22 protein-coding genes are annotated in these 25076 nt (G+C 43.8%); 8 read left to right on the forward strand and 14 right to left on the reverse strand.

The window, feature by feature from the left end; translation table 11 throughout:
• A partial coding sequence (locus OA34_RS08370) for a methyl-accepting chemotaxis protein (protein WP_039674342.1) occupies positions 1-422 on the forward strand: 422 nt, incomplete at its 5' end.
• Positions 423-503: 81 nt separating this feature from the next.
• Entirely contained in the window at positions 504-1244 is a 741-nt protein-coding gene (locus OA34_RS08375; RefSeq protein WP_039674344.1) for an MBL fold metallo-hydrolase, read from the forward strand.
• Between the two features lie 9 nt (positions 1245-1253).
• On the opposite strand, the gene OA34_RS08380 is transcribed toward OA34_RS08375, so the two are convergent.
• The 4 genes from OA34_RS08380 to motA are packed head-to-tail and all read right to left on the reverse strand — an operon-like array spanning position 1254 to position 5044.
• Positions 1254-1556 carry a hypothetical protein gene (locus OA34_RS08380; protein ID WP_039674346.1) on the reverse strand — a complete coding sequence of 101 codons (303 nt, stop codon included), beginning with the start codon at positions 1554-1556 and terminating at the stop codon, positions 1254-1256.
• Between the two features lie 33 nt (positions 1557-1589).
• Positions 1590-3425 carry an ABC-F family ATP-binding cassette domain-containing protein gene (locus OA34_RS08385; protein WP_039674348.1) on the reverse strand — a complete coding sequence of 612 codons (1836 nt, stop codon included), beginning with the start codon at positions 3423-3425 and terminating at the stop codon, positions 1590-1592.
• Between the two features lie 41 nt (positions 3426-3466).
• Positions 3467-4261 carry a flagellar motor protein MotB gene (gene motB, locus OA34_RS08390; RefSeq protein WP_039674350.1) on the reverse strand — a complete coding sequence of 265 codons (795 nt, stop codon included), beginning with the start codon at positions 4259-4261 and terminating at the stop codon, positions 3467-3469.
• 9 nt (positions 4262-4270) lie between these two features.
• Positions 4271-5044 (reverse strand): flagellar motor stator protein MotA, encoded by a 774-nt coding sequence (gene motA / locus OA34_RS08395; protein ID WP_039674352.1) that lies wholly within the window; start codon positions 5042-5044, stop codon positions 4271-4273.
• 180 nt (positions 5045-5224) lie between these two features.
• On the opposite strand from motA, the gene OA34_RS08400 reads away from it, so the two are divergent.
• From OA34_RS08400 to OA34_RS08415, 4 genes are all read left to right on the forward strand, one after another.
• Positions 5225-5881: a TetR/AcrR family transcriptional regulator gene (locus OA34_RS08400; protein ID WP_039674354.1), complete on the forward strand. Its 657-nt coding sequence runs from the start codon at positions 5225-5227 to the stop codon at positions 5879-5881.
• An 84-nt stretch (positions 5882-5965) separates the two neighbouring features.
• Positions 5966-7123 carry an efflux RND transporter periplasmic adaptor subunit gene (locus OA34_RS08405; RefSeq protein WP_039674356.1) on the forward strand — a complete coding sequence of 386 codons (1158 nt, stop codon included), beginning with the start codon at positions 5966-5968 and terminating at the stop codon, positions 7121-7123.
• 3 nt (positions 7124-7126) lie between these two features.
• Positions 7127-10255, forward strand: a complete 3129-nt coding sequence (locus OA34_RS08410; RefSeq protein WP_039674357.1) for an efflux RND transporter permease subunit — start codon at positions 7127-7129, stop codon at positions 10253-10255.
• The gene (locus tag OA34_RS08415) at positions 10245-11669 is read left to right on the forward strand and encodes an efflux transporter outer membrane subunit (RefSeq protein WP_039674359.1); all 1425 of its coding nucleotides are present in this window, start codon (positions 10245-10247) and stop codon (positions 11667-11669) included. Before OA34_RS08410 ends, OA34_RS08415 begins: the two co-directional genes overlap by 11 nt.
• A 36-nt stretch (positions 11670-11705) precedes the next feature.
• Here OA34_RS08415 and OA34_RS08420 read toward each other — a convergent pair whose 3' ends face one another.
• From OA34_RS08420 to OA34_RS08440, 5 genes are all read right to left on the reverse strand, one after another.
• On the reverse strand, positions 11706-12437 hold the full coding sequence (locus tag OA34_RS08420) for a TIGR03915 family putative DNA repair protein (RefSeq protein WP_039674360.1): 732 nt from the start codon (positions 12435-12437) through the stop codon (positions 11706-11708).
• Entirely contained in the window at positions 12437-13669 is a 1233-nt protein-coding gene (locus OA34_RS08425; RefSeq protein WP_039674362.1) for a putative DNA modification/repair radical SAM protein, read from the reverse strand. Before OA34_RS08425 ends, OA34_RS08420 begins: the two co-directional genes overlap by 1 nt.
• Positions 13670-13784: 115 nt before the next feature.
• Positions 13785-14417, reverse strand: coding sequence for an NAD(P)H-dependent oxidoreductase (locus OA34_RS08430; RefSeq protein ID WP_039674364.1), 633 nt, complete (start codon positions 14415-14417; stop codon positions 13785-13787).
• A gap of 83 nt (positions 14418-14500) precedes the next feature.
• Positions 14501-15850 carry a cryptochrome/photolyase family protein gene (locus OA34_RS08435; protein WP_039674366.1) on the reverse strand — a complete coding sequence of 450 codons (1350 nt, stop codon included), beginning with the start codon at positions 15848-15850 and terminating at the stop codon, positions 14501-14503.
• Positions 15851-15852: 2 nt separating this feature from the next.
• Positions 15853-16800: a YbgA family protein gene (locus tag OA34_RS08440; RefSeq protein ID WP_039674368.1), complete on the reverse strand. Its 948-nt coding sequence runs from the start codon at positions 16798-16800 to the stop codon at positions 15853-15855.
• 130 nt (positions 16801-16930) lie between these two features.
• Here OA34_RS08440 and OA34_RS08445 point away from each other — a divergent pair, with 130 nt between their 5' ends.
• Entirely contained in the window at positions 16931-18457 is a 1527-nt protein-coding gene (locus tag OA34_RS08445; RefSeq protein WP_039674370.1) for an ATP-binding protein, read from the forward strand.
• Positions 18458-18464: 7 nt separating this feature from the next.
• Positions 18465-19469 carry a virulence RhuM family protein gene (locus OA34_RS08450; RefSeq protein ID WP_039674372.1) on the forward strand — a complete coding sequence of 335 codons (1005 nt, stop codon included), beginning with the start codon at positions 18465-18467 and terminating at the stop codon, positions 19467-19469.
• A 38-nt stretch (positions 19470-19507) separates the two neighbouring features.
• On the opposite strand, the gene OA34_RS08455 is transcribed toward OA34_RS08450, so the two are convergent.
• The 5 genes from OA34_RS08455 to OA34_RS08475 are packed head-to-tail and all read right to left on the reverse strand — an operon-like array spanning position 19508 to position 24918.
• Complete coding sequence (locus tag OA34_RS08455) at positions 19508-20806, reverse strand: phenylacetate--CoA ligase family protein (RefSeq protein ID WP_039674375.1); 1299 nt, start codon at positions 20804-20806, stop codon at positions 19508-19510.
• Positions 20807-20838: 32 nt separating this feature from the next.
• On the reverse strand, positions 20839-21273 hold the full coding sequence (locus tag OA34_RS08460) for an ACT domain-containing protein (protein WP_039674377.1): 435 nt from the start codon (positions 21271-21273) through the stop codon (positions 20839-20841).
• Entirely contained in the window at positions 21273-22571 is a 1299-nt protein-coding gene (locus OA34_RS08465) for a phenylacetate--CoA ligase family protein (protein WP_286682938.1), read from the reverse strand. Before OA34_RS08465 ends, OA34_RS08460 begins: the two co-directional genes overlap by 1 nt.
• Positions 22568-23104, reverse strand: coding sequence for a 2-oxoacid:acceptor oxidoreductase family protein (locus OA34_RS08470; protein WP_039674379.1), 537 nt, complete (start codon positions 23102-23104; stop codon positions 22568-22570). Before OA34_RS08470 ends, OA34_RS08465 begins: the two co-directional genes overlap by 4 nt.
• 2 nt (positions 23105-23106) lie before the next feature.
• Positions 23107-24918: a thiamine pyrophosphate-dependent enzyme gene (locus OA34_RS08475; protein ID WP_039674381.1), complete on the reverse strand. Its 1812-nt coding sequence runs from the start codon at positions 24916-24918 to the stop codon at positions 23107-23109.
• Positions 24919-25076 lie beyond the last annotated feature (158 nt).

The following is a 25076-nucleotide window of genomic DNA, read 5'->3' on the forward strand; positions in this document are numbered from 1 at the left end:
AACACGGAAGAGGCTTTGCGGTGGTTGCCGATGAAGTACGTAAACTTGCCGAACGTACCCAATCGTCTCTAACCGAGATTAACGCAACGATTAACGTCATCGTTCAATCCATCGTTAACTCTTCGGATAAGATGAGTAAAAATGCTCAAAACATTCGTCATCTAGCTTCGGTTTCAACCAATGTCGAAAATACCATTATCTCTACGACCTCGGTTATGAACGAAAGCGTAGCATCGGTAAGCGTGAGTGCCGATAATTCTCATAAGATTGCTAAAGATACCGATAAGATCGTTGATCTTGTCACCAATATCAACGCGATTACGAGTGAAAACGCCAGAAGCGTCGAAGAGATCGCCTCTGCGGCGGATCATCTCTCTAAGTTAGCGGAAAATCTCAATTCTAAGTTAGGGCAGTTTCGATAATTCTTCGAGCTTCATACGCAAAGTATGAAGCTCGCATCCTCTTTTTCGTGTATAATTTCACATCTTTTTTAAAGGGAATGCGTGAAATTTGAATTTCTAGGAACTTCGGACACGGGCGGTATTCCGCTTCATCAATGTACATGTAAGGTTTGTCAAGAGGCGCGGGAAAAAGGAATCAGCAATCGTTCCACGTCGGCTTATCTCACCTTAGACGACGGAAGCGTGATTTTATTTGACGCCGGATACGATGCACTCATGGATCGATTCAATACCGTTACGATTCGTGCCGTCTTTTTAACGCACTTTCATGCCGATCATTGTTTGGGGCTGATGCGTCTTCGTAAATCCGTTACGACCATTCCGTGCTATATACCCGACGATGCCGACGGTTTCGGGGATTTATTGGTGCGCAAAGATTCTTTGGAGTACCGTGTGTTAAACCCTTTACAAAGCGTTGAAATTCAAGGTATCACGATGACGGCGGTTGCGCTTGTACACTCGAAGCCGACTTTGGGATATGTGATTCGTACCGCAACGAAAACGGCGGCGTATTTGACCGATTGCGGCGACATCGAAGAAACGATGCTTGCGTTTTTACACGCTCAAAAGATCGACCATCTTTTTATCGATGCGTGCTATAGTGACGGGATGTTGTCTAAAAAACATTGTACGCCTCAAACCGCCGCGGCATTGATCCGCCGAATCGAGCCGCAAAAGGGCTATTTTATTCATGCAAGTTGTCATACATTATTGCCGATACGTGAGAAAAAAATCAAAGTAGAGTATCCTTACATCGAGCAAGGATTTCATATCGAGGTGTGAAAAAGAGGATTATTCCTCTTCTTCGTCGTCTTCAAAGGCCTCTTCGCCGTCTTCGTCTTCAAAATAGATATCGTCTTCGTTGCCCTCGTAATTGTACTCGCTTTGATAAATAGGGTCGTCTTCCTCTTCATCAAAATCGTCCTCATCGTCTAGGGCTTCTTCATCGTAATCTTCTTCGTTCATCAAAATATCTTCGACGGTATCGAGAAAGGCGTCGACGTCTCCTTTAAAAAGATGCTCATAGCGCATAGCATCAATGATAAACTCCGGCGAGCAACCGTTTTCCAAAAGGAGTTCTTTTAAATTTTGCATCGTGTGTACCTTTGCTTTTTTGGCAATTTTACACTAATTTTCAATGTTTTTCAATTGAATTTCATAGGCTTCAAAGAGCGAATCGTGACGTACATGTAACGATTCAAACGTTTCGAAAAGTTTTTCAAGCTCTTCTTCGTCGATTTTAATCATTTTGCTAAGACGTTGCAATTCCGACAAATCGTTAGTGCTTGACGAACAGACGACAAGGGCTTCGTTAGTGTTTTTGATGCGCTCCTCAAGCGCGATAATTCTATGTTCCAAACGCTCGATCTCTTTTTTCAGAGGCGATAGGGCGTTACTTCGCTCTTGAATCAGCTTGGTGCGTCGTTTTTTGATCTCGTTATAATCACTCGATACGGCTTTTTTAGGCGTGTCGTCAAGCTCTTCTTCCCATCCGATTTTTTCTAAAAACGTATCGTAGTTTCCGTCAAAAAACTCCGCTTTATCGTGATGAAAAATAATCAAGGTATCGGCTAATGCTCGAAGCATCGCCTCGGAGTGCGTGACCAAAACAGTTGATCCTTCAAAGCTTTTAATCGCTTCACAAAGAGCATCGATGGAGTACATGTCAAGATGGTTCGTGGGTTCGTCCAAGAAAAGAAGGTTGGCGGGCGTTGCGATAATTTTACCGAGCATAACGCGGCTTCGTTCGCCTCCGGAGAGAATCGCTATCTCTTTTTCGGCAAGTTTACCGCTAAACATCATCGCTCCGCAAATCGAACGTACGCGCGTAATTCCAAGAAGCGGGTCTGTTTCGTAGATTTCGTCGATGATCGTATTTTTAAGATTAAGCCTTTGGATATTGGTTTGCCCGAAATGCGCATGCGTCGTTTCCGGATGAAAATACAGCGAGCCTTCTTGAGGGTTTAATTCCCCCGCTAAAAGGTTGAGGAGCGTGGATTTTCCCTTGCCGTTTTTACCGATAATCGCTAAGCATTTTCCTTTTTCGAGTTTAAACGAAAGGTTGTTGAAAAGCGGTTTTGCAGCATCGTATCCGAACGTAAGATTGTGCGCTTCCAACATAATTTTCGCCGGCGTTTTTTTGTAATTAAACGTAAAAGCAAGGCTGCTCTCCGCTTCCAAATCTTCCATTTCGCCCATTTTATCGAGTTGTTTTGCTTTGCTTTGCGCCATGACGGCTTTAGAAGCTTTGGCTTTTTGCCGCGTAATAAAATCTTCCAATTCGGCACGTTTTTTGTCTAAATTGGCTTTGGTTTTGAGGTAATATTCATCGTCTTCTTCCAGTTTGGCGTAGTATTTGTGCGTATTGCCTTCGATCACTTTGAGCGATCGACGCCTGAGTCCCATCGTATGCGTACAAACCGCGTCCATGAAATCGCGATCGTGGGTAATAAGTATCAGCTCGCCTTTAAACTCTTTGAGAAAATTTTTAAGCCAACGCATCGAGACGATGTCAAGGTAGTTGGTCGGCTCGTCCAACAATAACATGTTAGGATCGGCGGCAAGAAGTTTGACAAGGTTAAGGCGAATTTGATAACCGCCGGAAAAGCTCATCGGGTCTTTGTCCAAATCGTCTTGCGCAAAGCCTAATCCGAAAAGCAGCTTTTCGATTTTATACACGTCAAAGGCTTCCTCGTGCTTGAGTGCGGAAGCACACTCTTCGCGAACGCTATGATGCGTAAAGAGGATATGTTGGCGAAGCGTTCCAACAGTATAGTTTTTCGGAATCAAAATATCGCCGGCGTCGGCTTCTTCTTCGTCCAAAAGTATTTTAAAAAGCGTGGATTTTCCTGAACCGTTTCGCCCGACGAAGCCGACTTTATAGCCGCTTCCTAAACTAAAATTAATATCTTCAAAAAGGCTTTGTTCGCCGAAATGTTTATACAAATGACTGACTTGAATCATAAAAGCTCGTTCGTGTTAGAGATGAAGCAAAATAGTCGAAACTATTCTGCTTTTTTATTGATGGTATTGAGCGTATCGAGGATAGACTCTTTTTTGGCGGAATTATCGGGACCTGAGATGCGCATCGTAAACTCGACGCGACCGTTCTTTTCTCGACCTTCTTGCGTATCGTTGCTCGCAACAGGTTTGGTATCGCCGTATCCGGCGGAGCTCAGGCGATCGCGAGCAATACCGTTTTTAATTAAAACGCGAATGACGGCATTGGCGCGCGCGCTTGAGAGCTCTAAATTGTCTTGAAACTTACTGCCGCTCGGTACGGGCGTATTGTCGGTGTAGCCCTTCACGACGACGTCGACGTTTTTAGGTAACATCGAGATAATATCCGAAACGCGTTTTAAGAAGAGCATCGAATCACTGTTGGTAATGTCGGCGGAGCCCGGAGCAAATAACATCTTTGTGGGTAATTTGAGCATTGCGCCGTCGATTTTTTGTTCCAAAGAGCCTTCGCCGATATTCATTTTTTCAATCATTTCGGCCAATTTGGCAATTTCATCCAGTTGCGTCGATACGCCCCCTGCGTTGCCTTTGTCTTTATCTTTTGCCGCATCGCCGGCTTTGGCGTTTAAGCGAATAACGGGATTGGCTTCTTCGGGTTTGGCACTATAATCGTAAATTTTAACAAACTCTTCTTTGAGGGCTTTCATCTTTTCGCTGTTGACGGAAGCAAGCGCGTAAAGTGCGATAAAAAGTGCTAAGAGAAGGCTAAGAAAGTCGGCATAAGGAACGGCCCATTTTTCACCGGCGGGGCATTCTAACTTTTTACATTTTTTACCCACGAAGTTTCCTTATTTATCGAATTGACTTTTCTTCTCTTCAAGCGGAGAGAGGTAATTGAGAAGTTTCATCTCTAAAGTTCTCGGATTGTCGCCGTGCGAAATGCCTAAAATACCGGCTAAAATGACATGTTTTTCTTTGATAAAATCGTGTGATTTTCCTTTGAGCTTATTTCCCCAAGGGCCTAAGAACATGTAAGCACCCGCAATACCCGTAACCGTTGCGGTAAACGCGCCCGCGATACCTGCCGCCATTTCGGCGGGGTTATCGAGTTTTTGAAGCGCAAGGATCAAACCCAAAACGGCACCGACGAGTCCCATAACGGGGCAGGTCTCACCGGCAAGAAGCCAGTAGTGCGCCGCACCGTGGTAATACTCTTCGGTTTGTTCGATCATAATTTCCAGCGTCTCTTCGATTTCGTGCGCTTCCGTACCGTCAACCGCCATGCTTAAGCCTTTTTTGAAAAACTCGTCTTCCATTTGGTTGGCATGCGATTCTAACGCCAAAATACCGTCGCGTCTGGCGATAATGGCAAAATCGACGATTTGCTTGATGCGTGCGTGAAGATCGATAGGGGATTTCTTAAAAACGAGTTTAAATTCTTTAAAAGCGGCTTTAACGTTTTCTTGGGTCGTACCCGTCATTGCCGATGCCATAGCGGTTGGAACCACGATCAAAAAGGAGGTAAAATGTAAAACGTGAACGGGATTGCCGCCCTCTAAAAGATCGCCTACGGAGATCGACGTAACGGCAAGCAACATGCCTAAGATGACGGTTAAATCCATACCTTTTGCTCCAAACTGATTCAATATTAATTGCTAAAAAATACTATCGGTAAAAATGCAAAAAAATTTACATAATTTCGTGAATAATATAACAATATTCCTTAGTTCATACGCTAAGTTTTTGTTTCAAGCCAATAAAACTGTATAATTTTGAAAAACCGTGCAAGGAGGTGCAAAGGAATGAATAAAGAAGGATGTTGCTTTTTTAACTCTTTTTTTAAACAATTAAGCACGAAAGCCGAATCACGCTGTACGAAAATCGTTGATGTTGCGTATCGTTTGTTTCTTGAAAAAGGGTATAAAAACGTAAGTATGTGCGATATCGTTAAAGTCGCCGGCGGTTCTTTGGCGACGCTTTATAAGCATTTCGGCAATAAAGAGCAATTGTTCATTGCGGCTCTTGAGGCAAAATCACAAGAGTTATTCGGCGAATGGTCCAAAATGAGCCAAGGCTACGAGGGGCGTTTGGAAGCGTTTTTAACGATGATCGGTTATGAATTTTTACGCGTAGTGATTGAAAACGATGCCGTTTTATTTCATCGTCTGATCGTTTCGGTCGGTTATTTGGACGATCTTCCTTTCAGCGAGCAAGTCATGCAAAAAGTTATGATGCGCCCTAAAACAGTGATTAGCGACTATCTTGACCGCGAGAAGAAAGAAGGAAGGATCGACGTTGAGGATACGCTTTTATGTGCGGAACAATTTTTACATGCATTGAAAGACCCTTTTATATTCGAAAGACTCGTCGGTGCGAAAATCGACATTTCACCCGAAAAACAAGAAAGAGCGTTGCGTCAAGTCGTGAGCATTTTTGTCAAAGGATTGCAACGATCCTAAGCTTGACTTGTTAACATTTTGGGGATATAATTCGCCACAAAATGTAATGTAATATACATTACACTAAACAACGGAGTAAAACATATGAGAAACACAAAGATGTCTTTACAGTATGCAACGTATGCCTTAATCGCAACATTGGGAACTTTTTGGATGAGCGGATGCAGCGGTTCGGAACAAAAAACCGCAGTCGCACAAGCGATGCCGCCTTTATCCGTCGCAACGTATAAAGTTGTCGCAAGCGACGTTCCGGTCTCGCTAGAGTATCCCGCTAAGATTAAGAGTATTCAACAAATTAATGTCGTTGCCAGGGTAAGCGGTATTTTGGAGAAAAAGTATTTTACGGAAGGAAATTTCGTGAAAGCCGGCGAAATGCTTTATCAAATCGATTTTGAGCGTTACGAAGCGTTGATGCAAGAAGCGGCAGCGGACGTGGGCGTCAAAGAAGCCACGTTAAAACAAGCGACGCGCGATTGGGAACGTATTAAAACTTTATTTGCGCAAGACGCCGTTTCTCAAAAAGAACGCGACAGTGCTTTATCGGCATACGAATCAGCCATCGCTTCACTCAAAGCATCGCAAGCGGCACTTAAAAAAGCGACCATCGATTTTAATTACACGAAAGTCAAAGCACCGATTTCGGGCATGACAAGTCTGAATACTCAAGATATCGGAAGTTACGTCGGGTCTAACAGCGATACGATGACCCTGACGACGATCACGCAGATTGATCCTATTTATGTCGAGTTTTCGCTTCCCGATATTGAATTGCTCAAAAAACGATACGTAATGGGAACGGGAAATTGGAACAGCATTGCACAAGCAAAACTTCCCGTGCATCTTTTGACGCCGGACGGATCGGCGTATGCGAAAGAGGGAACGCTTGATTTTCTCGATAATTCGGTAGATGCCGAAACCTCTACGATTAAAGCCAGAGCGACGTTTTCCAATCCAAATCATATTTTGATTCCGGGACTATTCGTGCGCGTTAACGTGGGAGGGTTGGTTTATAAAGATGCGATCAGTATTCCTCAAAAAGCACTTTTACAAGATGCAACGGGTTCTTACGTCTATATCGTAAAAGAGGGCAAAGCGCATAAGCTTCCCGTTAAAGCCGGAACGGTGCATAACGATACGTATATTATCGAAAGCGGGTTAACTGTAGGCGACACGGTCATTACGAATAATTTGACCAAATTGCGTCCCGGTGCTCCTATTAACGTTGCCCAAACAAAGGAATAAGGTATGTTTTCCAAATTTTTTATCAACAGACCTATTTTCGCAACCGTTCTTTCGATTGTTGTGATTATTGCGGGTTTGATGGGTATTAAAGGTCTGCCGATCGAAGAGTACCCTGAAGTGACGCCGCCGCAAGTGAGCGTCAGTGCAACCTATGTCGGAGCGAGTGCCGAAACGATTGCGAAGACGGTTGCCGCTCCGATCGAACAACAAATCAACGGTGTCGAAGATATGATTTACATGTCCTCAACCGCTTCGTCCAACGGATCGCTGACGATCAATGTCTATTTTAAAATCGGAACCGATCCGGATATGGCGACGATTAACGTCAATAACCGTGTTCAAGCAGCGTTGAGCAGTCTTCCGAGCGAAGTGCAGGCTCAAGGCGTTACGGTACGTAAAAAGTCTTCGACGATTTTGAAAGTTATCTCGATTATTTCGCCGAATAATAGCTATGATCGTATTTACATGGCCAATTACGCGCTGGTGAACGTCATTGACGAATTGAAGAGGATCCCCGGCGTGGGTGATGCTTCATTGTTCGGAAATCAAGACTATTCGATGCGCATTTGGATGCAGCCGGATCAATTGGCCAAGTACAATTTAACGCCTACGGAAGTTATCAACGCAATTTCCGAGCAAAATTCACAATTTGCAAGCGGAAAGTTTAACCAGTCCCCGTCTCAGACCTCTCAAGCGTATACCTATACGGTTACGACGCAAGGGCGTTTTGACAAGGTTGAAGAGTTTGAAAATATTATTTTAAAATCCAATAAAGACGGATCAAGCCTTCGCTTAAAAGACGTTGCGCGTATCGAACTCGGTGCCGAGTCGTACGACGTTACCGCGATGTTAAACGGTCAAACGATGGTTCCTATCGGTATTTATTTGCAATCGGGTGCAAATGCGTTAGCGACGTCTCAAAAAGTCGATGCCGCAATGGAAAAGATTTCTAAAGCGTTTCCCGAAAACATCGAGTATCGTATTCCTTACGATACGACGACGTTTATCCAAGTTTCCGTCAAAGAGGTCATTAAAACGCTGATCGAAGCTCTTTTATTGGTCGTCGTGATTGTGTATCTTTTCTTGCAAAATATGCGTGCGACGATTATTCCGGTGTTGGCGATTCCCGTTTCCATCATCGGTTCGTTTGCCGGTATGTATGCGCTTGGTTTTTCGATCAATCTTTTGACGCTTTTTGGCTTGGTTCTTGCGATCGGTATCGTCGTTGACGACGCGATCATCGTCATTGAAAACGTTGAAAGAATTTTGCATTCGCGAAAAGACATTAGCGTTAAAGACGCAACGATTGAAGCGATGCAAGAAGTCACGGGTCCGGTTATCGCGATTGTTTTGGTTCTGTGCGCCGTATTTATTCCCGTATCGTTTATGGGCGGTTTTACCGGAGCGATGTATCAACAATTTGCGATTACAATCGTTATTTCCGTCATCATTTCCGGGATGGTTGCCTTAACGCTTACCCCTGCTTTATGTGCGATTTTTCTTAAGAAAAAAGAGCCGCAGCCTTTTTGGTTCGTTAAAAAATTTAATCAATTTTTTGACCTTTCGACCGATTGGTTTACCAAAGGCGTGGGCTTAGTCGTTAAGCACGGTTTTATCAGCATAATGTTGTTTTTTGGACTCATGGGTCTCACCTACGGGCTTTTTCAAAAAGTACCTTCTAGTCTCGTTCCCTTGGAAGATAAAGGCTTTTTGATCGCTTCGGCGTCCTTACCTCCCGCATCGTCGCTTCCTCGTACGCAAGAAGTCGGTGCTAATATGAGCAAGATCATGAATTCCGTGAACGACATTCGTTATAGTATCGTAATCTCCGGTTTTGATATTATCAGCGGTGCGGTTAAAACCAATGCGTTGACCTCTTTTATCGACTTGAAGGACTGGAGTGAACGTAAAAGTCCAAACCAAAACTCTCAAGCATTGAGCGGCTCGTTAACCGGAGCATTTTTTCAAATTCCCGAAGCGACGATCTTTGCCTTGAATCCTCCGCCGATTATGGGACTTAGTATCTCGGGCGGCTTTGAGATGTATTTACAAGATCGTACCGGCGGTTCATTGGATTCGCTAGGGGAGATTGTCAACCAAATCGTCGCAAAAGCGCGTCAAAGACCGGAATTGACAATGGTGCGTAGTACGTTTGATACGACGGTACCTCAGTATAAAATTACGCTTGATCGCGAAAAAGCCAAGGCACTAGGCGTTTCGATTAAAGATGTTTTTAAAACACTTCAATCGACATTCGGCTCGTACTATGTTAACGACTTTAACTTGTTCGGTCGTACGTATCAGGTCAACGTTCAATCGGAAGTCAATTACCGAGAAAAACCGGAAGATTTAAAATACGTTTTTGTGAAATCCAGTTCGGGAAAATTAATCCCTATTAGTGCGTTGGTGAGTTTTGATCGTATTGTCGGTCCGGACGTCGTGGACCGTTTCAATATCTTTGCCGCGGCGAAAATCGTCGGCGAGCCCAAACCGGGATACACTTCCGGCGATGCGATTAAAGCGATCGAAGAAGTCGTAAATGAAGTTGCTCCTCAAGGTTACGCAACCGCATGGGCGGGAACGTCGTATCAGGAAAAAGAGATGGAAGGAAGCGGTTCGCAAGCCTTTTTATTCGGTATCGTCTTTATCTTCTTGATTTTGGCGGCGCAGTACGAGCGATGGTTGATGCCTCTAGCCGTTGTTACCGCCGTTCCGTTTGCGGTATTCGGTGCGATTGCGGCGGTTTATTTGCGAGGGCTCAGTAACGACATCTATTTCCAAATCGGCTTATTGGTACTGATCGGACTTTCGGCAAAAAATGCGATCTTGATCGTTGAGTTTGCGATGCAAGCACAAGAAAAAGGCAAATCGATCTTAGATGCGACGCTTGAGGCGGCACGTCTTCGTTTCCGTCCGATCGTCATGACGTCTTTAGCCTTTACGATCGGTGTTTTACCGCTTGCTATTAGCTCAGGTGCAGGTGCGGGAAGTCGTCACGCAATCGGTACGGGCGTTATCGGCGGTATGATTGCGGCAACGACGATTGCGATTTTCTTTGTACCGCTTTTTTACAATTGGTTGGCAAAATTGAACGAAAAATTTATGAAAAAAGGAGAGAGCCATGACGCGTAATACCTATATCGCCGCACTGGCGGTCATTATGATGAGCGGATGTTCGCTTTCTCCCGACTTGAAAGTCCCCGAACAAGCTATGCCCGATGCTTACCGCAAAGATAGCGTGCAAGCGGTATCCTCCTTTGACGCGTCATGGTGGAACAACTACCGTGACGAGAAGCTTTCTGCGTTAATCGAGGAGGCATTGAAAAACAATTACGACTTGCAAAGCGCAATGGCAAATATCTCTTTGGCGCGCGCTTCGTTGTCGCTTAGCACGTCCGATCGTTATCCAAGCGTCGATATCGAGGGTTCGGGTAAGCGTACTCGAACGAGTTCCGAGACGTTTAGTTCCAAAGCGCATAATACTTACAACGATTTTTCGTTGAGTGCCGTACTCAGTTACGAAGTGGATCTTTGGGGTAAATACAAAGAAGCCGAAGCTTCCGCACGAGCAACTTTATTAGCGACATATGCGGCAAAAGAGACGGTTAAAATCGCATTGGCGGCTAGCGTTGCCGATAGCTATTTTACGCTTTTAAGTTTATACGAGCAGTACGATATCGTCAAAGAGACGATTCAAACCAGAGAAGAGAGTCTCAAACGTTACCAAGCGCAATACGTTGCGGGTGCGATTACCAAGGCAACGCTTTTACAAGAACAAGCTTCGCTTGATAGCGCGCGCATTAACCAAGACGCCCTAGCGCAATCGATTGCGTTACAACAAAGTGCTTTGGCCGTATTGGTCGGGAAATCGCCTCGTGCCATTGCCGAGTTCGCACACGAAACGTTGAATCGTAAATTGCCGAACGATATCGTCGTCCCCGCCGATTTACCTTCATCGCTTTTGCAAAAGCGTCCCGATATTCTTCAAGCCGAAGAGCAACTCAAAGCCGCCAATGCCAACATCGGCGTAGCTAGAGCAGCGTATTTTCCGAGCATTAGCCTCTCCGGTGCGCTTGGCTTTGAAAGCACGCAGCTTTCCAACCTTTTCCAATCGCAATCGGCGATGCACAGTTTCGGCGGCAGTTTAGCGACACCGCTTTTTAACATGGGGAAAACTTCCGCCAATGTGGAAAGTGCTAAAGCAAACAAAGAGCTAGCCGAGATCAATTATGCTAAAACGGTGCAACAAGCGTTTCAAGATACGTATGACGCATTAAATTCACGCCACACGTTGACGCAACAGTTAGAGCATCAAAAGGCGTATTTGGACAGCGTTTCGCAAGTGTACGTTCTTACGAAGCGACAATACGAGCAAGGATACAGCGACTATTTGAGTTTGCTGGATGCTAAACGAAACTATCTTGCGGCTCAATTAAGTTTGGTGCAAACCAAACAATCGTTGATTAGTTCCGGCATTTCGCTCTATAAAGCCTTAGGCGGCGGCTTCGATAAGCAAGCCTTTGAAAAAGAGACTTCGGAGTTATAAACAAGATGCGTAAACGTTTGGTTTACTGCCAAGCGTTTACGCGTCAAATTCGTACATGTAAGTACGATATAAAAGCGGAACCCAGCTTTTCTGAAGCTTGGGATTGAACCGCTCTTGCACTGCCGCGGCTTTAAAAAAGCTCTTCCATAACGCTTTAAAATGTTCCTCTTCGCTTGAAAAGGTTGGGGCATCAAAAGTGGCAATAGAACGTATTTCTCGTATTTCGTCATTTTTCACAAAAGCGAGGGAGCGTTTAACGTCGTGAATGATAAAAGGGATGTTTCCCAAACGTTTGCAAAAGTGATCGCCTAAAAAGGGCACTATGTTGAACTTTGTCTCTATCTTGGCATAGAGCGTACCATCTTCTAATTCCTCAAAGCGGGTAAAGCCGTACATCTTATGCACCAAACTCAACAACTCTTTTTCAAGCGTTTGGATGTAAAAAAGGTTGGGGTTGTTGATGTTTTGTAGCTCTTTTTGGTTTTTAAACCCGATGCGAATGTACTCTAAAAGCGCCATTTCATGCTCCCTCGTGTCGCATAAAAAAATATTGAAAATGGTGCGTTGGTGCTCTTTAGTGAAGTGCTTGATGATCGCCTCTAAGACTTTGCGCGCTTTGGCTTCATCGCTAAAGACTTCATGAAAGCGCTCAAACAGAAGTGTTTCAGGGAGTTTTTTGACAATGGCGTTTACATGTAACTTCTCATAATAGACCTCATACACCAAAGACAAAAAACCCTCAAAAGTGCCATCGTACAACAAGATCATCACAGCTCTCCTGTATAAATAGACGCATCAAAAAGGCTCGGTTGGATGATGTTCTCTCCTTGATGAATAAGCGCAAGCTTGATCTTCTCCTCGTAAAGACTGGTACTTCGGTAAAAATCCTTACCCGCAACGATGAAATAGCGCGCCTTTTTGAGCGAAATTTTAAGCTGTGTTAAGTCCTCAAAACTGAGCTGTTTAAAGCGCCTTGCTTGCAAAATTTTCAAAGTCCCTCTGATGCCAATGCCTGGAATGCGAACCAAAACTTCTTTGGGCGCACGGTTGACGTCGATGGGGAAAAGGTGCAAATTGGAGAGTGCCCAAAAGGTTTTCGGGTCAAACTGAATGTCAAGGTTTTGGTTTTCACTCAAAATCTCATCGTAGCTAAACCCGTAAAAACGCAACAACCAATCCGCCTGATACAGTCTGTGCTCACGAAGTAACGGCGGCTTGGAAAGCTCTGGAACGGGGAGATATTTATGGGTGTTCACCGCAATATACGCGGAGTAGTAGACCCGTTTCAACAATGCTTTTTGGTACAGCGATGAGGAGAGTTTGAGTATCTCAAAATCACTCTCGCTTGTCGCGCCGATAATCATCTGGGTGCTCATGGAGATAGGCTTACTGCTTCGCTCTAAAGTGATGTTTCGCGCATGTTTGAGCGGGGAAAGAAGTGTCTCTTTGGTTTTATCGGGTGCTAAAAGAGCAAGGCTTTTGGAGCTTGGAAGCTCGATGTTGGAGCTCACACGATGCGCCAAAAGGGTCGCTTCTTCGATAAGCTCTTTGGACGACCCAGGAATGAGCTTAACATGAATGTAGCCGTTAAAGCGGTACTCGTGGCGCAAAATACGCAAGGTTTGAAGCAGTAAGCTCATCGTATGGTCTTCGTTTTTAATGATGCCTGAGCTTAGAAAAAGTCCTTCAATGTAGTTTCGTTTGTAAAAATTGATGGTCAGGTCTGCCAGTTCTCGAGGTGTAAATGCGGTTCTTGGAGTGTCATTGCTTACACGGTTGATGCAGTAGGCACAGTCGTAAATGCAGACATTGGTAAGCAGGACTTTCAAAAGCGAAACACACCTGCCATCGCTGGTAAAACTGTGGCAAATGCCGCTGGTGTGCGCACAACCGAGCTCGCCTGTTTTGTAGTTGTTCTCACTGCCGCTGGAAGAGCATGAGACATCGTACTTGGCACTGCCTGCTAAGAGGGAGAGTTTATCTTCGGTGGTTAGTTTCATGCGAGCATGGTACGATTTTTTTACATGTAAAGGCTGAAATATTTCAAAATGAAATGAAAAAGAGAGAAGAAGAGGGCGTCTCTTGGGCGTAATCGCAAGAGACGCGTTGATGATGTTATTCGATGATCTCGACTATTTCATCGTAAGGAACGCGAAGGTGTGCGGGTTGCGGGTTGATGCGATACCCCAAAGGTAAGACGATGGCGACTTGGTATTTGCTCGTATCAAGCTCTAATGCTTTTTCAAGGTTCTCTTTTTCAAATCCCTCGATCGGGCACGAATCGATACCGAGATACGCCGCCGCGGTCATCATGTTTCCTAGCGCAATGTAGCATTGACGTGCCGTCCATGCGTAGACCTTGGTATCAGAGCTTAGCGTCTCTTTGAGGTGGTTGGCATAAAGATTGATGTAAAAGTCTTTTTTTTCTTGCGGCATATCGCGTCGTGCGAAACGTTTCATCGGAATACCGCTTTCTACTTTGACGGCGTCAATGGCGGCTAGAATGACGACCAAATGCGAACATGTCGTAATTTGCGGCTGATCCCAGCAAAACGGGCGAAGTTTGGCTTTAAGCGACTCGTTTTTGATGACGAGAAATTTCCAAGGCTCCATTCCGAAAGAAGAGGGCGAATTGTGTGCGGCTTCCATGATAAAGCGCAGATTTTCATCAGATATTTTTTTGTTTTCGTCAAAAAGTTTGCATGCATGACGAAAGTCCATAGCTTTTGAAAACTCGTTTTGTAGCATAATGTCTCCTTATAGTGTGGCGTAAAAATTATAGTCATTCAAAACTTTCATTACCCTTACGATACTTTTGGTATGTAATTAGTTTAGTCGAAGGATGCTAAAAAACGTTTTCGAGCACTTTCGTGCGCAATGATGGGCTTAGGATAGCCTGAAATAGCTTGATGCAGCAGATACGCTTCGTTGTGCAAAGAAGCAGAAGATACGTTACGCAAAAGCGGAAGATAACGTTTGATGTAGCGGGCTTCTTTATCAAATTTCAACGATTGGGCGTAGGGGTTGAAGATGCGAAAATAGGGTTGTGGATCGATCCCCGTTCCCGCACACCACTGCCACGAAAGCACATTCGCACTCGCGTCGTAATCCAAAAGATGCTTGGCGAAAAATGCTTCGCCCTTTTGCCACGGCAACATCAAATGTTTGGTAAAAAACGAGCCGACGATCATACGTGCGCGGTTGTGCATCAAGCCCGTTTTTAGAAGCTCCGTGATTGCCGCATCAACAAGCGGATAGCCCGTTTGAGCTAAGATAAATCGCTCATACGCCTCTTCGTCATTGGAAACGGGCGGGGAATATTTGTAATTTTCCCATGCCAGTTTGGGAAAATGGTAAAGCAAGTAAGCGTAAAATTCGCGAAAGATTAACTGCCTGAAAAATGGTTCCGTTTGATGCCCCTCTTTTTTCAACGCAACCAAATAACGCACGACTTCGCGAATCGAGATCGTGCCGAAACGTAGATGTACGCTTAGGTGCGATGTGGCGTCCTCATCCAAAAAGTCACGTTTCTCTTCGTACGCATCGATCTTACATGTAAAGATTTCGAGTGCTTTTTGAGGCTCTAAAATGTTGACATGTAAAGACGCAAATCCAAGACTTTCAAGCTTGACATGTAAAGGTTTTTGAATGCCGTTTTGAATGCTCCAAAGCACGTCGTAGTCGTAGTTTGCAAGGCTTTGATCGGCTTTTACGTATTTTAATGCGTGAAATTGTGTGTAAAGCTGCTTGCAAGCCTTATAATAAGGGGTAAAAACAAGGTAAGGCGAGCCGTCTTTTTTGAGCACTTCGTTGGGTTCAAACAAGTAGCAGTCGTTGAGTGCGTGAAAGTGAAGAATCGAGGAGATAGCGTGATCGCGCTCTTTGGCGTACGCATCGTAATCGACGGCGGCGTAAACTTCTTCAAATCCGAGCGTTTTAAGGTAGGTAAACACCTCCAAAGGCGTGCCGTAAAAAAGGGCTAAATCGAGTCCGATCGCTTTAAGGTCGGCTTTGAGTTTTAGCACCCGTTCAAAAATAAACGAAACCCTACGGTCGTTTGCTTCCAGTATGTTTAAAAGGTTCGTATCGAAAATAAACAGCGGTAAAACTTCGCCTTTTGTCGTCAAAAGCATCGAGTCCTCAATGCGCAAATCGCGTCTAAACCAGAGTAATTTTTTCATGATTATTTTCCCTCTTGAATCACGGAGCGGAGCGCTAAGTCTTTAGGGTAGGGGTTTAAAAACTTCTGCCCTAGAAGGTAGGTCGTGTTGTACTTCTTCGCCAAAAATTCGACGGTATTCATCACGGCAATAAGTGGAACGATCTCATCGCGAAACTCTTCGATTTGTAGATGAAGCTCCTGCTTTTCGGCACTCGTTAACTCTTTTTTGAAAAAGCCGACCATGTGTTGAAGTACATTCACCGTTTTGCCAATCGAGCCTTTGTGTGCTATCGTCTTTTTAAATAGCGCAAGGTAGTCATGCGTCACGTCATGCAGGCTTTTTTTCGCATGGTTGGCGACGATCTTACCCAAAAGGCGGTAGTTTGCTTCGTGCTTGCTTTGCAGTAGAAACTTATATGCGGTGTGAAAACTCACAAGCTCTTGCATGGTTTGGATGTTCTTTTGAAGTTTCATCGCATCTTCATACGCAAAGAGTTGCATCACAAAGTTTTCCCGAAGCCAAGGGTCGATCAAACGCGCCTCTTCTTCGATGGGAAAATCCACAAAATGCTCTTTACATGTAAACGCAAAAAGCCCATCTTTTTTCCCTTCGCTCATCGCACCACTATAATACTTGGTACTCCCAAGCCCACAACTGGGCGATTTTGACTTAAGAATAATACCGCAAATCGGCTCACTTTGAATCTTTCGTAGTTCATGCTCCACCGCCTCATTCATTGCCTCTGTGACATCGTTTTTGGAAAAAACGGTGATGACCTTTTTATGCTCATTGTCAAGCACAATACGTATGGTTTCACGCGGCGTTCCAAACGCTAAATGCTCAGGGCAAAACGGAATAAATGAAGCGTATTTTCCAAGCTTGTCGGTAATGAAACGATCTCTTTGACCCGTTTTATCGTAACGAATAGGCTCACCCAGTAAACAGGCGGAAACGGCTATTTTGAGCATGGTAGTCCTTTTGAAAAAGCTATGAGTATTATAGCTAGGAGTTTTGATAAAAGGCTTAGTGGGGATGTGGTAGACTATGAGATTAAAATTTTTACTAACAAAAATATCTCAATAGAACATAGGAGAAGAAATGAAAATTGTTAAAGTCAAATTAGAAAATTTTAGAAGCTATAAAGATGAAATAGTCATTGATTTTTCAGACTTAACTGTGTTCGTTGGTAAAAATGATATTGGTAAATCAACGATATTAGAAGCCTTAGATATTTTTTTCAATGATGGAAAAGGTGCAGTTAAAATTGATAAAGAAGATATCAATAAGCAAGCTAAAGAAGAAGAAAATACAGAAATAAAAATTACTGTAGTATTTGAGAATTTACCAGCTTCTTTAACTATTGATACTACAAATCCTACTACATTGCAAGATGAATATCTCTTAAATAGTTCTCATCAACTTGAAGTTATAAAAAAATATTCTAATGCTGGAAAAGAAAAAGTTTTCATTAAAGCTCATCATCCAACAAATACAAATTGTAGTGATTTGCTTTTGAAAAAAATCAAAGATTTACAAAAAATTATAGAAGACAATGCTATAACATGTGAACATAAAAATAAAAGTGCTGTAGCAAGAAAATCAATTTGGAATTATTATATAGATGATTTACAATTAGAAGAAATAGAGATTGATGTAACCAAAGAAGATGCAAAAAATATTTGGGAACAGTTGAAAAACTATTTGCCACTGTATTCATTATTTCAATCAGATAGAAAAAATAGTGATGGCGATGATGAAGTTCAAAACCCAATGAAATTAGCAGTTCAAGAAATTTTAAAAGATGAGACTTTGAAAAATAGTTTAGAGCAAGTTGCAATCGAAGTTGAAAGAAAATTAAGAGAAGTAGCAACAAAAACTCTTGAAAAATTAAAAGAAATGAATCCTGAAATTGCAAATAGCTTAAATCCAGTTATTCCTACTTCGGAAAGTTTAAAATGGGCTGATGTATTTAAAAGTGTGTCAATTACTGGAGATGAGGATATTCCAATAAATAAGCGTGGAAGTGGTGTTAAAAGGCTAGTTTTGTTAAATTTTTTTAGAGCAGAAGCTGAGAGAAGGCAAAGAGAACTACATGTCCCAAGTATTATTTACGCTATTGAAGAACCAGAAACCTCACAACATCCTAGCCATCAAAGAAAATTGATTGACGCCTTTATTGATTTATCGCGTACAGACAATACACAAATAATTTTAACAACACATAGTCCAGCTATTGTTAAAATGCTAGATTTTGAACATTTAAAACTTATTATTAATGGTTCAAGCAAGGAAATTATAAATATTGAAAGAGCGAATCTACCGTATCCTTCGTTAAATGAAGTAAACTTTTTAGCCTTTGGTGAATCAAATGATGAATACCATAATGAACTATATAGTTATATTGAGAGTGAAGGAGAGTTAGCTAACTATAATCTTAGTCAAACACTTGTTAATTACAATAAAATAAAAAGAGATGGTGCTATTTGTCCTCAACAAATAAGTATAAGTGAATATATTAGACATCAAATACATCATCCTGAAAATACTAATAATCCAAGATTTACGAACGAACAACTACAGCAATCAATAAAAGAAATGCGGAATTTTATAAATGGTATGAGGTAATTTTAAAATGATCAAAGATACACCAACATCAAATATCCTTATTTACCAAAGCGAAGATGGCAACACTAAAATAGAAACAAGACTTGAAAATGAGACGGTTTGGCTTACGATTGAGCAAATGGCGGAGCTTTTTCAAAAAAGCCGTTCTACTATCAATGAACATATTTTAAATATTTACGAAGAGGGTGAGCTAGACAAAGATGTCAGTATGAGAAAAATCGGAAATTCCGATTTTTCTACCAAACCGACCCATTTTTACAACCTTGACGTCATCATCTCCGTAGGCTATCGTGTGAAGTCGTTACAGGGTACGAAGTTTCGCCAGTGGGCAACGGAGAGGCTTAAAGAGTACATCGTCAAAGGTTTTACGATGAACGATGAGTTACTCAAACGTGCAGGTGGGGGTAACTACTTTGAAGAGCTTTTAGCACGTATCCGCGATATACGAAGCAGTGAGAAGATTTTTTGGCGCAAGGTGCTTGACATCTACGCTACCAGTATAGACTATGACCCAAAAGCGGAGCAAAGCATCCTCTTTTTTCAAACGGTACAAAACAAAATGCACTGGGCAGTTCACGGGAACACGGCGGCGGAACTTGTCTATGAAAGGGTTGATAGCACAAAGCCGCATATGGGGCTTACGCATTTCAAAGGCACACACCCGACGAGGCAAGACATCAGTGTCGCCAAAAATTATCTTAATGAAGATGAACTCAATCTTTTGAACCGAATGGTAACGGCTTACATAGAAGTGGCAGAAATCCAAGCGATGAGTCAAACGCCTATGTATATGAGTGATTGGATAAAAAGGCTTGATGAATTTTTGAAAATGACGGGCAAAGATATACTCGAACATGCAGGAAAAATCAGCCATGATAAAGCTACTCAAAAAGCGCACGATGAGTATGAAAAATACAAAGAGAAAACTAAAAATGAACTCTCTCGTGTCGAGCAAGATTTTATAGCCTATATTGATACAACGGCGAAGATGCTTAAAAAATCCAAGTCATAATGTTACATGTAAGGCTTTGACACCTTACATGTAAACAATTATTTCGCTCGTTTATCCACCACGCGTGTGGCTTTTCCTTCACTTCGTTGCAAGGATTTTGGTGCGACGAGTTTGACTTCGACGTTGATGTAGAGATTGTTTAAAAGGGCGTGTTGAAGCTCTTTTTTGAGGTTTCCGAGGTAGCTGACATCATCGCTGATGAGATGCTCGTCGAGTTCCACATCGATCTCGAGTTTATCGAGGTAGCCTTTTTTATCGGCGATGATTTGGTAGTTGAGCGTGATGCCCTCTTGTTTGGAAAGTACGTGTTCGATTTGCGATGGGAAGACGTTGACACCGTTGATGAGGAGCATATCGTCACTGCGTCCGACGATGCTCTCGATGCGTCCGATGGTTCTGCCACAACGACATGGAATGCGCGTGAGAGAGGTGATGTCGCCCGTTCGGTAACGAATGATCGGCAATCCTTGTTTGGTCAGTGTCGTGATGACAAGCTCACCACGTGTGCCCTCTGGTAAAACTTCTCCCGTTTTAGGGTCGATGATCTCGGGGTAGAAATGGTCTTCGTGAATGTGAAGTAAGTTTGAGTGCTTGCAGTTACACGCCACGCCCGGTCCGATGATCTCGGAGAGTCCGTAAATCTCGTGGTAATCAATGCCCCAAATGTGCGCGATCTCATTTTTAAGCCCCTCGCTCGTTGGCTCTGCTCCGAAAAATCCCACACGTAGTTTAAAGTCTTTTGCGATGTCATAGCCCTCAGCCTTTGCGACTTCTGCCATATGAAGCGCGAAAGAGGGCGTGGCGGTGAGTACGGTTGCTCCGAAATCTTTGAGGAGCAAAAGTTGGCGAGAGGTAAAACCTGTAGAGCTAGGAATGACGGCGATCTTCATGCGCTCAGCCGCGTTGTGAAAGCCAAGCCCGCCCGTGAAAAGCCCGTACCCATGCGAGTTTTGCATGATGTCTTGACACGTCACGCCACCCATTGTAAACGCTCTACCCATCACTTCTGCCCAGATGTCCATGTCGTGCTCGGTGTAGCCCACGACGGTCGGTTTTCCCGTCGTTCCGCTGGAGCTGTGAATGCGCACTATCTGATCCATATCGACCGAGAACATGCCAAAAGGGTAGTTGTCTCTAAGGTCATGTTTTTTGGTGAAAGGTAGCTTGGCGATGTCCTCAAGAGTTTTAATGTCTTGCGGCAAAACACCGTGTTCATCAAACTTTTTTTTGTAAAACGGCACCAAATGGTAGACGCGAAGCAGGGTCTCTTTGAGGTGTTTGAGTTGCCACGCTTGAAGCTCGTCTTTGCACAAACTTTCGTTTTTACTAAAGGTCATAATGCGTTCCTTGATTTTTTACATGTAAGGTTTTACATGTAAAAGTGTTTGGCTTGAACAATCTCAATATTTTGAGCTTGAAGTGCAACAATCGCGTCGTCAAATCGGTCTTTATCGACACTGAAAATGAAAATGCCCGTATAGGCTTCGTAAAAGCTGTATGTGTAGAGAATGTTGATGCCCGCCCGTGAAAGCGCGCCCACAGCTTGGTCGAAGCTTCCCACAACGTCTTCGATCTTCACGCCAAACACATCGGTGAAACGCACGCTAAAGCCCTCATCTTCAAGGACGGTTTTAGCTTTTTCAGGATTGTCGACGATGGTGCGCACCAAACCAAAATCGGTTGAATCCGCGAGCAAAATCGACTTGATCGAGATGCCATTTTTGGAAAGCACGTTGGTCAGCACCGAGAGCTCACCCGCCTTGTTTTCTAAAAAAATCGTTAATTGTTTAATGTTACATTTCATTACAGACTCCTTTTGTCGATGACGCGGACGGCTTTGCCGACACTGCGCTCTATGGTCCTGGGCTCTACGAGTTTGATCTCGGCGTTGATGTAGAGGTTATTGAGCAGTTCGTGCTGGATCTTCTTTTTCAAGCTTTCCAGTTGGCCGATGCTATCCAGTGGCATATTTTCAGTCACTTCCACCATGATCTCTAGTTTATCAAGGTAGCCTTTTTTATCGGCGATGATTTGATAATTGAGCGTGATGCCCTCGATGTTGGAAAGCACGTGCTCGACTTGCGATGGGAAGACGTTGACACCGTTGACGATGAGCATGTCATCCACGCGACCCATGACACTTTTCATGCGTACATGCGTTCTGCCACACTTGCATGGGGTTCTATCCAACGAGGTGATGTCGCCCGTTCGGTAGCGAATGATCGGGAAGGCTTGTTTGGTAAGGCTTGTGATGACCAGTTCGCCTTTTTCGCCATACGGCAAGACTTCCAATGTTTTAGGGTCGATAATTTCGGGGTAAAAATGGTCTTCAAAGACGTGCAAATCTTTGCTCTCAAAACAGTTTGACGACACACCTGGTCCAATGATCTCGGAGAGTCCGTAAATCTCACAGTAGTGGATGCCCCAAACCTTTGCGACTTCTTCTTTAAGCCCAAGGCTTGTAGGTTCAGCTCCAAAGATGCCGCATTTGAGTTTGAAATCTTTTTTTATGTCGTAGCCCTCTGCGACCGCCGCTTCTGCCATGTGAAGCGCAAAGGAGGGCGTAGAGGTCAAAACGGTTGCTTCAAAGTCTTTCATCAGCATCAGTTGGCGTGAGGTAAAACCGCCACTGCTTGGCACAACAGTAGCACCAACGGTTTCAGCGCCGTAGTGAAGTCCTAGACCGCCTGTGAAAAGACCGTAGCCGTACGCATTGTGAGAGGTGTCTTCGCTTGTGACGCCCGCCATCGTAAAGACGCGCGCCATCACTTCGTTCCATGTATCAAGATCAGCCTTGGTGTATCCAACAACGGTGGGTTTTCCCGTCGTTCCGCTACTGCTGTGCACGCGCACGACCGCATCTTTTTTGACCGCAAAAAGCCCAAAAGGATAGTTGTCGCGCAAATCTTGCTTTTTCGTAAACGGCAATTTTGCGATGTCGTCGATGGAGGTAATATCTTCAGGCGTGATGCCCAGTTCTGCAAATTTTCTCTGATAAAACGGTACATTGGCGTAAACACGCGCGACGGTCTCTTTGAGGCGTTCGGTTTGAAGCTCGCTTAGTTTATGACGTGGGAATGTCTCTTCTTTTGACCAGATCATCTCTTTGCCTTTGCATCGTTGATGCCAAGGTGTAGCACAGCGATATTTTTCTCCGCAACTTTCGCATTCATCGCGGTTATAGCTTCTTCGATCTCTTTACATGTAAACGGAAAGCGTGAATCTAAAGCGAGGGTGACACCGAGCATGTAGACATTGAGCGCATCGATGGGAAATGCTTTCGCTTTGGCTTTTTTAAACGCGTCGATGCTGTGGGTTTCAAAGTCGACTGTGGGAAAACTTTTGGGCGCATTCACAACGATGACACCTTTGTCTTTGCTTAGGTATTGGATATTGCGAAGCGCTTCATTACCCTCAAGCGCGATCAAAAGGTCGGCTTGTCCTTCATCAATCGCGGGGGCGTAAAAGTCGCCGATTTTGACGTAGCAGGAAACGGAGCCTCCTCGTTGGCTCATGCCGTGGTTTTCCGTACCTAAACATTTTTGACCTGCAAGGGCTGAGGCGATGCTAAGCACTTTGACCAAAAAGACCGCACCTTGTCCGCCGATACCTGCGATAACGATTTGATATTTCATGATTACTTCTCCTCTTTTTTCACAAACGCATCGGTAGGGCAGACCACATCAAGGCATGAACCACATCCTGCACATAAAAATGGATCAATTTCCATTTTACCGGCATCGTTATAGTGCATTGGTGGGCATTTGTAGTTGGTAATACACGAATCACAGGCGACACATTTGTTCTCATCAACTTCAACCATGACATTACCAAGGCGCCCGATGGCATTGTCTTTATCAAGGACACAAAATTCACGTACGACGGCAACGACGGGTGAAGTAGCTGTTTTGTAGGCTTCTTGGAGTGATTTCATAAAGCCAACGGTTTTATTCAGGTCTTGCTCATAAACGTATTCGTGACATGCAATACCACACCCTTCAATGATGCGTTTGATGTCGATTTGGTTAGGATTGGTGCGTTCAGGTGTGGTTTGACGACCCGTCATCGCAGTGGTAGAGTTGTCCAAAATAACCAGAATAAATTTATGATTTTGGTAAGCGGCATTAATGAGTGGTGCAACACCTGAGTGCATAAATGTACTATCGCCGATGGTTGCAACAACGGTTTTATCAGGGTCTGAAATGCTAAAACCACTCGCCATCGAGATGCTTGCTCCCATACATAAAATGGTATCAATTGCCGCTTGATTAAGCCCTAGTGTGTAACAGCCGATGTCAGAAGTATAGATCGATTTTTTCTTTTTAAAGACTTTGGTAATGGCGTAGTGTACATCACGGTGTGGACAGCCTGGACACATATTCGGTGGTCGCTTAGGAAGCTCTTTATCGTACTTTTCACTTTGATATGCATGACTTGGTGCTATGATGTCTGCTTTTGCAAAGGCAGCAAGGACTTTATCTTTGGAAAATTCATCAATTTGGTGCACATGTTTTGTCAATTTTCCGTACAATTTTGGAGAGCTCAACTGCTCTTCAATACAGGGAAAACTCTCTTCAAAAACAATGATTTTATCGTAATCGACAAAGAGTGCTTCGAGCTTTTCTTTGGGAAGCGGGTAGGGCATATCGAGTTTTAAAATATCTGCTTTGATCTCTAATTCACCCATGGCTTCTCTCACATAACCATCTCCCGTTCCACTGGTAAGGCAGAGAACACTTTCCCCTTTGAGTGCATGGGTTTTAGGTTTAATCAAATGATCCCAGTTCCACATTTTAATTGCTTCTAAACGATCAATTTGCTCGAGACCTTGTCTAAATCTTCCAGCAGGAGGAACAGCACCCCAGCGTGGAATGTTGCGCTCAAAATTGCCTTGATTTGCCTTTACATGTAAAGTATCATCCACATCGCAAATCTCTCTGGCGTGGCTCACGCGCATCACAGGGCGAAGCATCACCACGGATTCAAAGTGGTGCGATAGCTCAGAGCCAAGTTTGACCATATCGTACGCTTCTTGCGGTGTGGCAGGATCAAGCACGGGGATTTTTGCAAACTTGGCAAAACTTCGACTGTCTTGCTCGGTTTGAGAAGAGTAAAAGCCAGGGTCATCACAGGAGACCAAGAGCATCGCACCTTTGAGCCCGATGTAGGAAGCGCTCATCAGCGCGTCACTCGCGACATTGAGTCCGACTTGTTTCATCGTCGCACAGGTGCGTTTGCCCGAAATGGCGCCTGCGTAGGCGACTTCAAAGCCCACTTTTTCGTTGGTCGCCCATTGTGCGTAGGCATTCAGTTTGTTTTTGTCGCGAAACTTTTGAAAGTTTCCCAAAATCTCGCTTGAGGGTGTTCCAGGATACCCTGAAATCATATCGACACCCGCATGAATGAGCCCTAAGGCAATCGCTTCATTTCCCATCAAAATCTGTTTCATCGTCGCGGCGCTCCAGTACGAATTGTGTAGTGTCTTACAGGGTATTGAAACTAAGATTATAAGTTACTTATCTAAGGAATTTTCTCTAAATCCTTACATGTAAAGTGGGCAAATTTGAAACCTCACTCTTTTTTTGAATCTATTAATACTACGACTAA

Source organism: Sulfurospirillum sp. MES (assembly GCF_000789415.1).
GTDB classification, from domain to species: Bacteria; Campylobacterota; Campylobacteria; order Campylobacterales; family Sulfurospirillaceae; genus Sulfurospirillum; species Sulfurospirillum cavolei.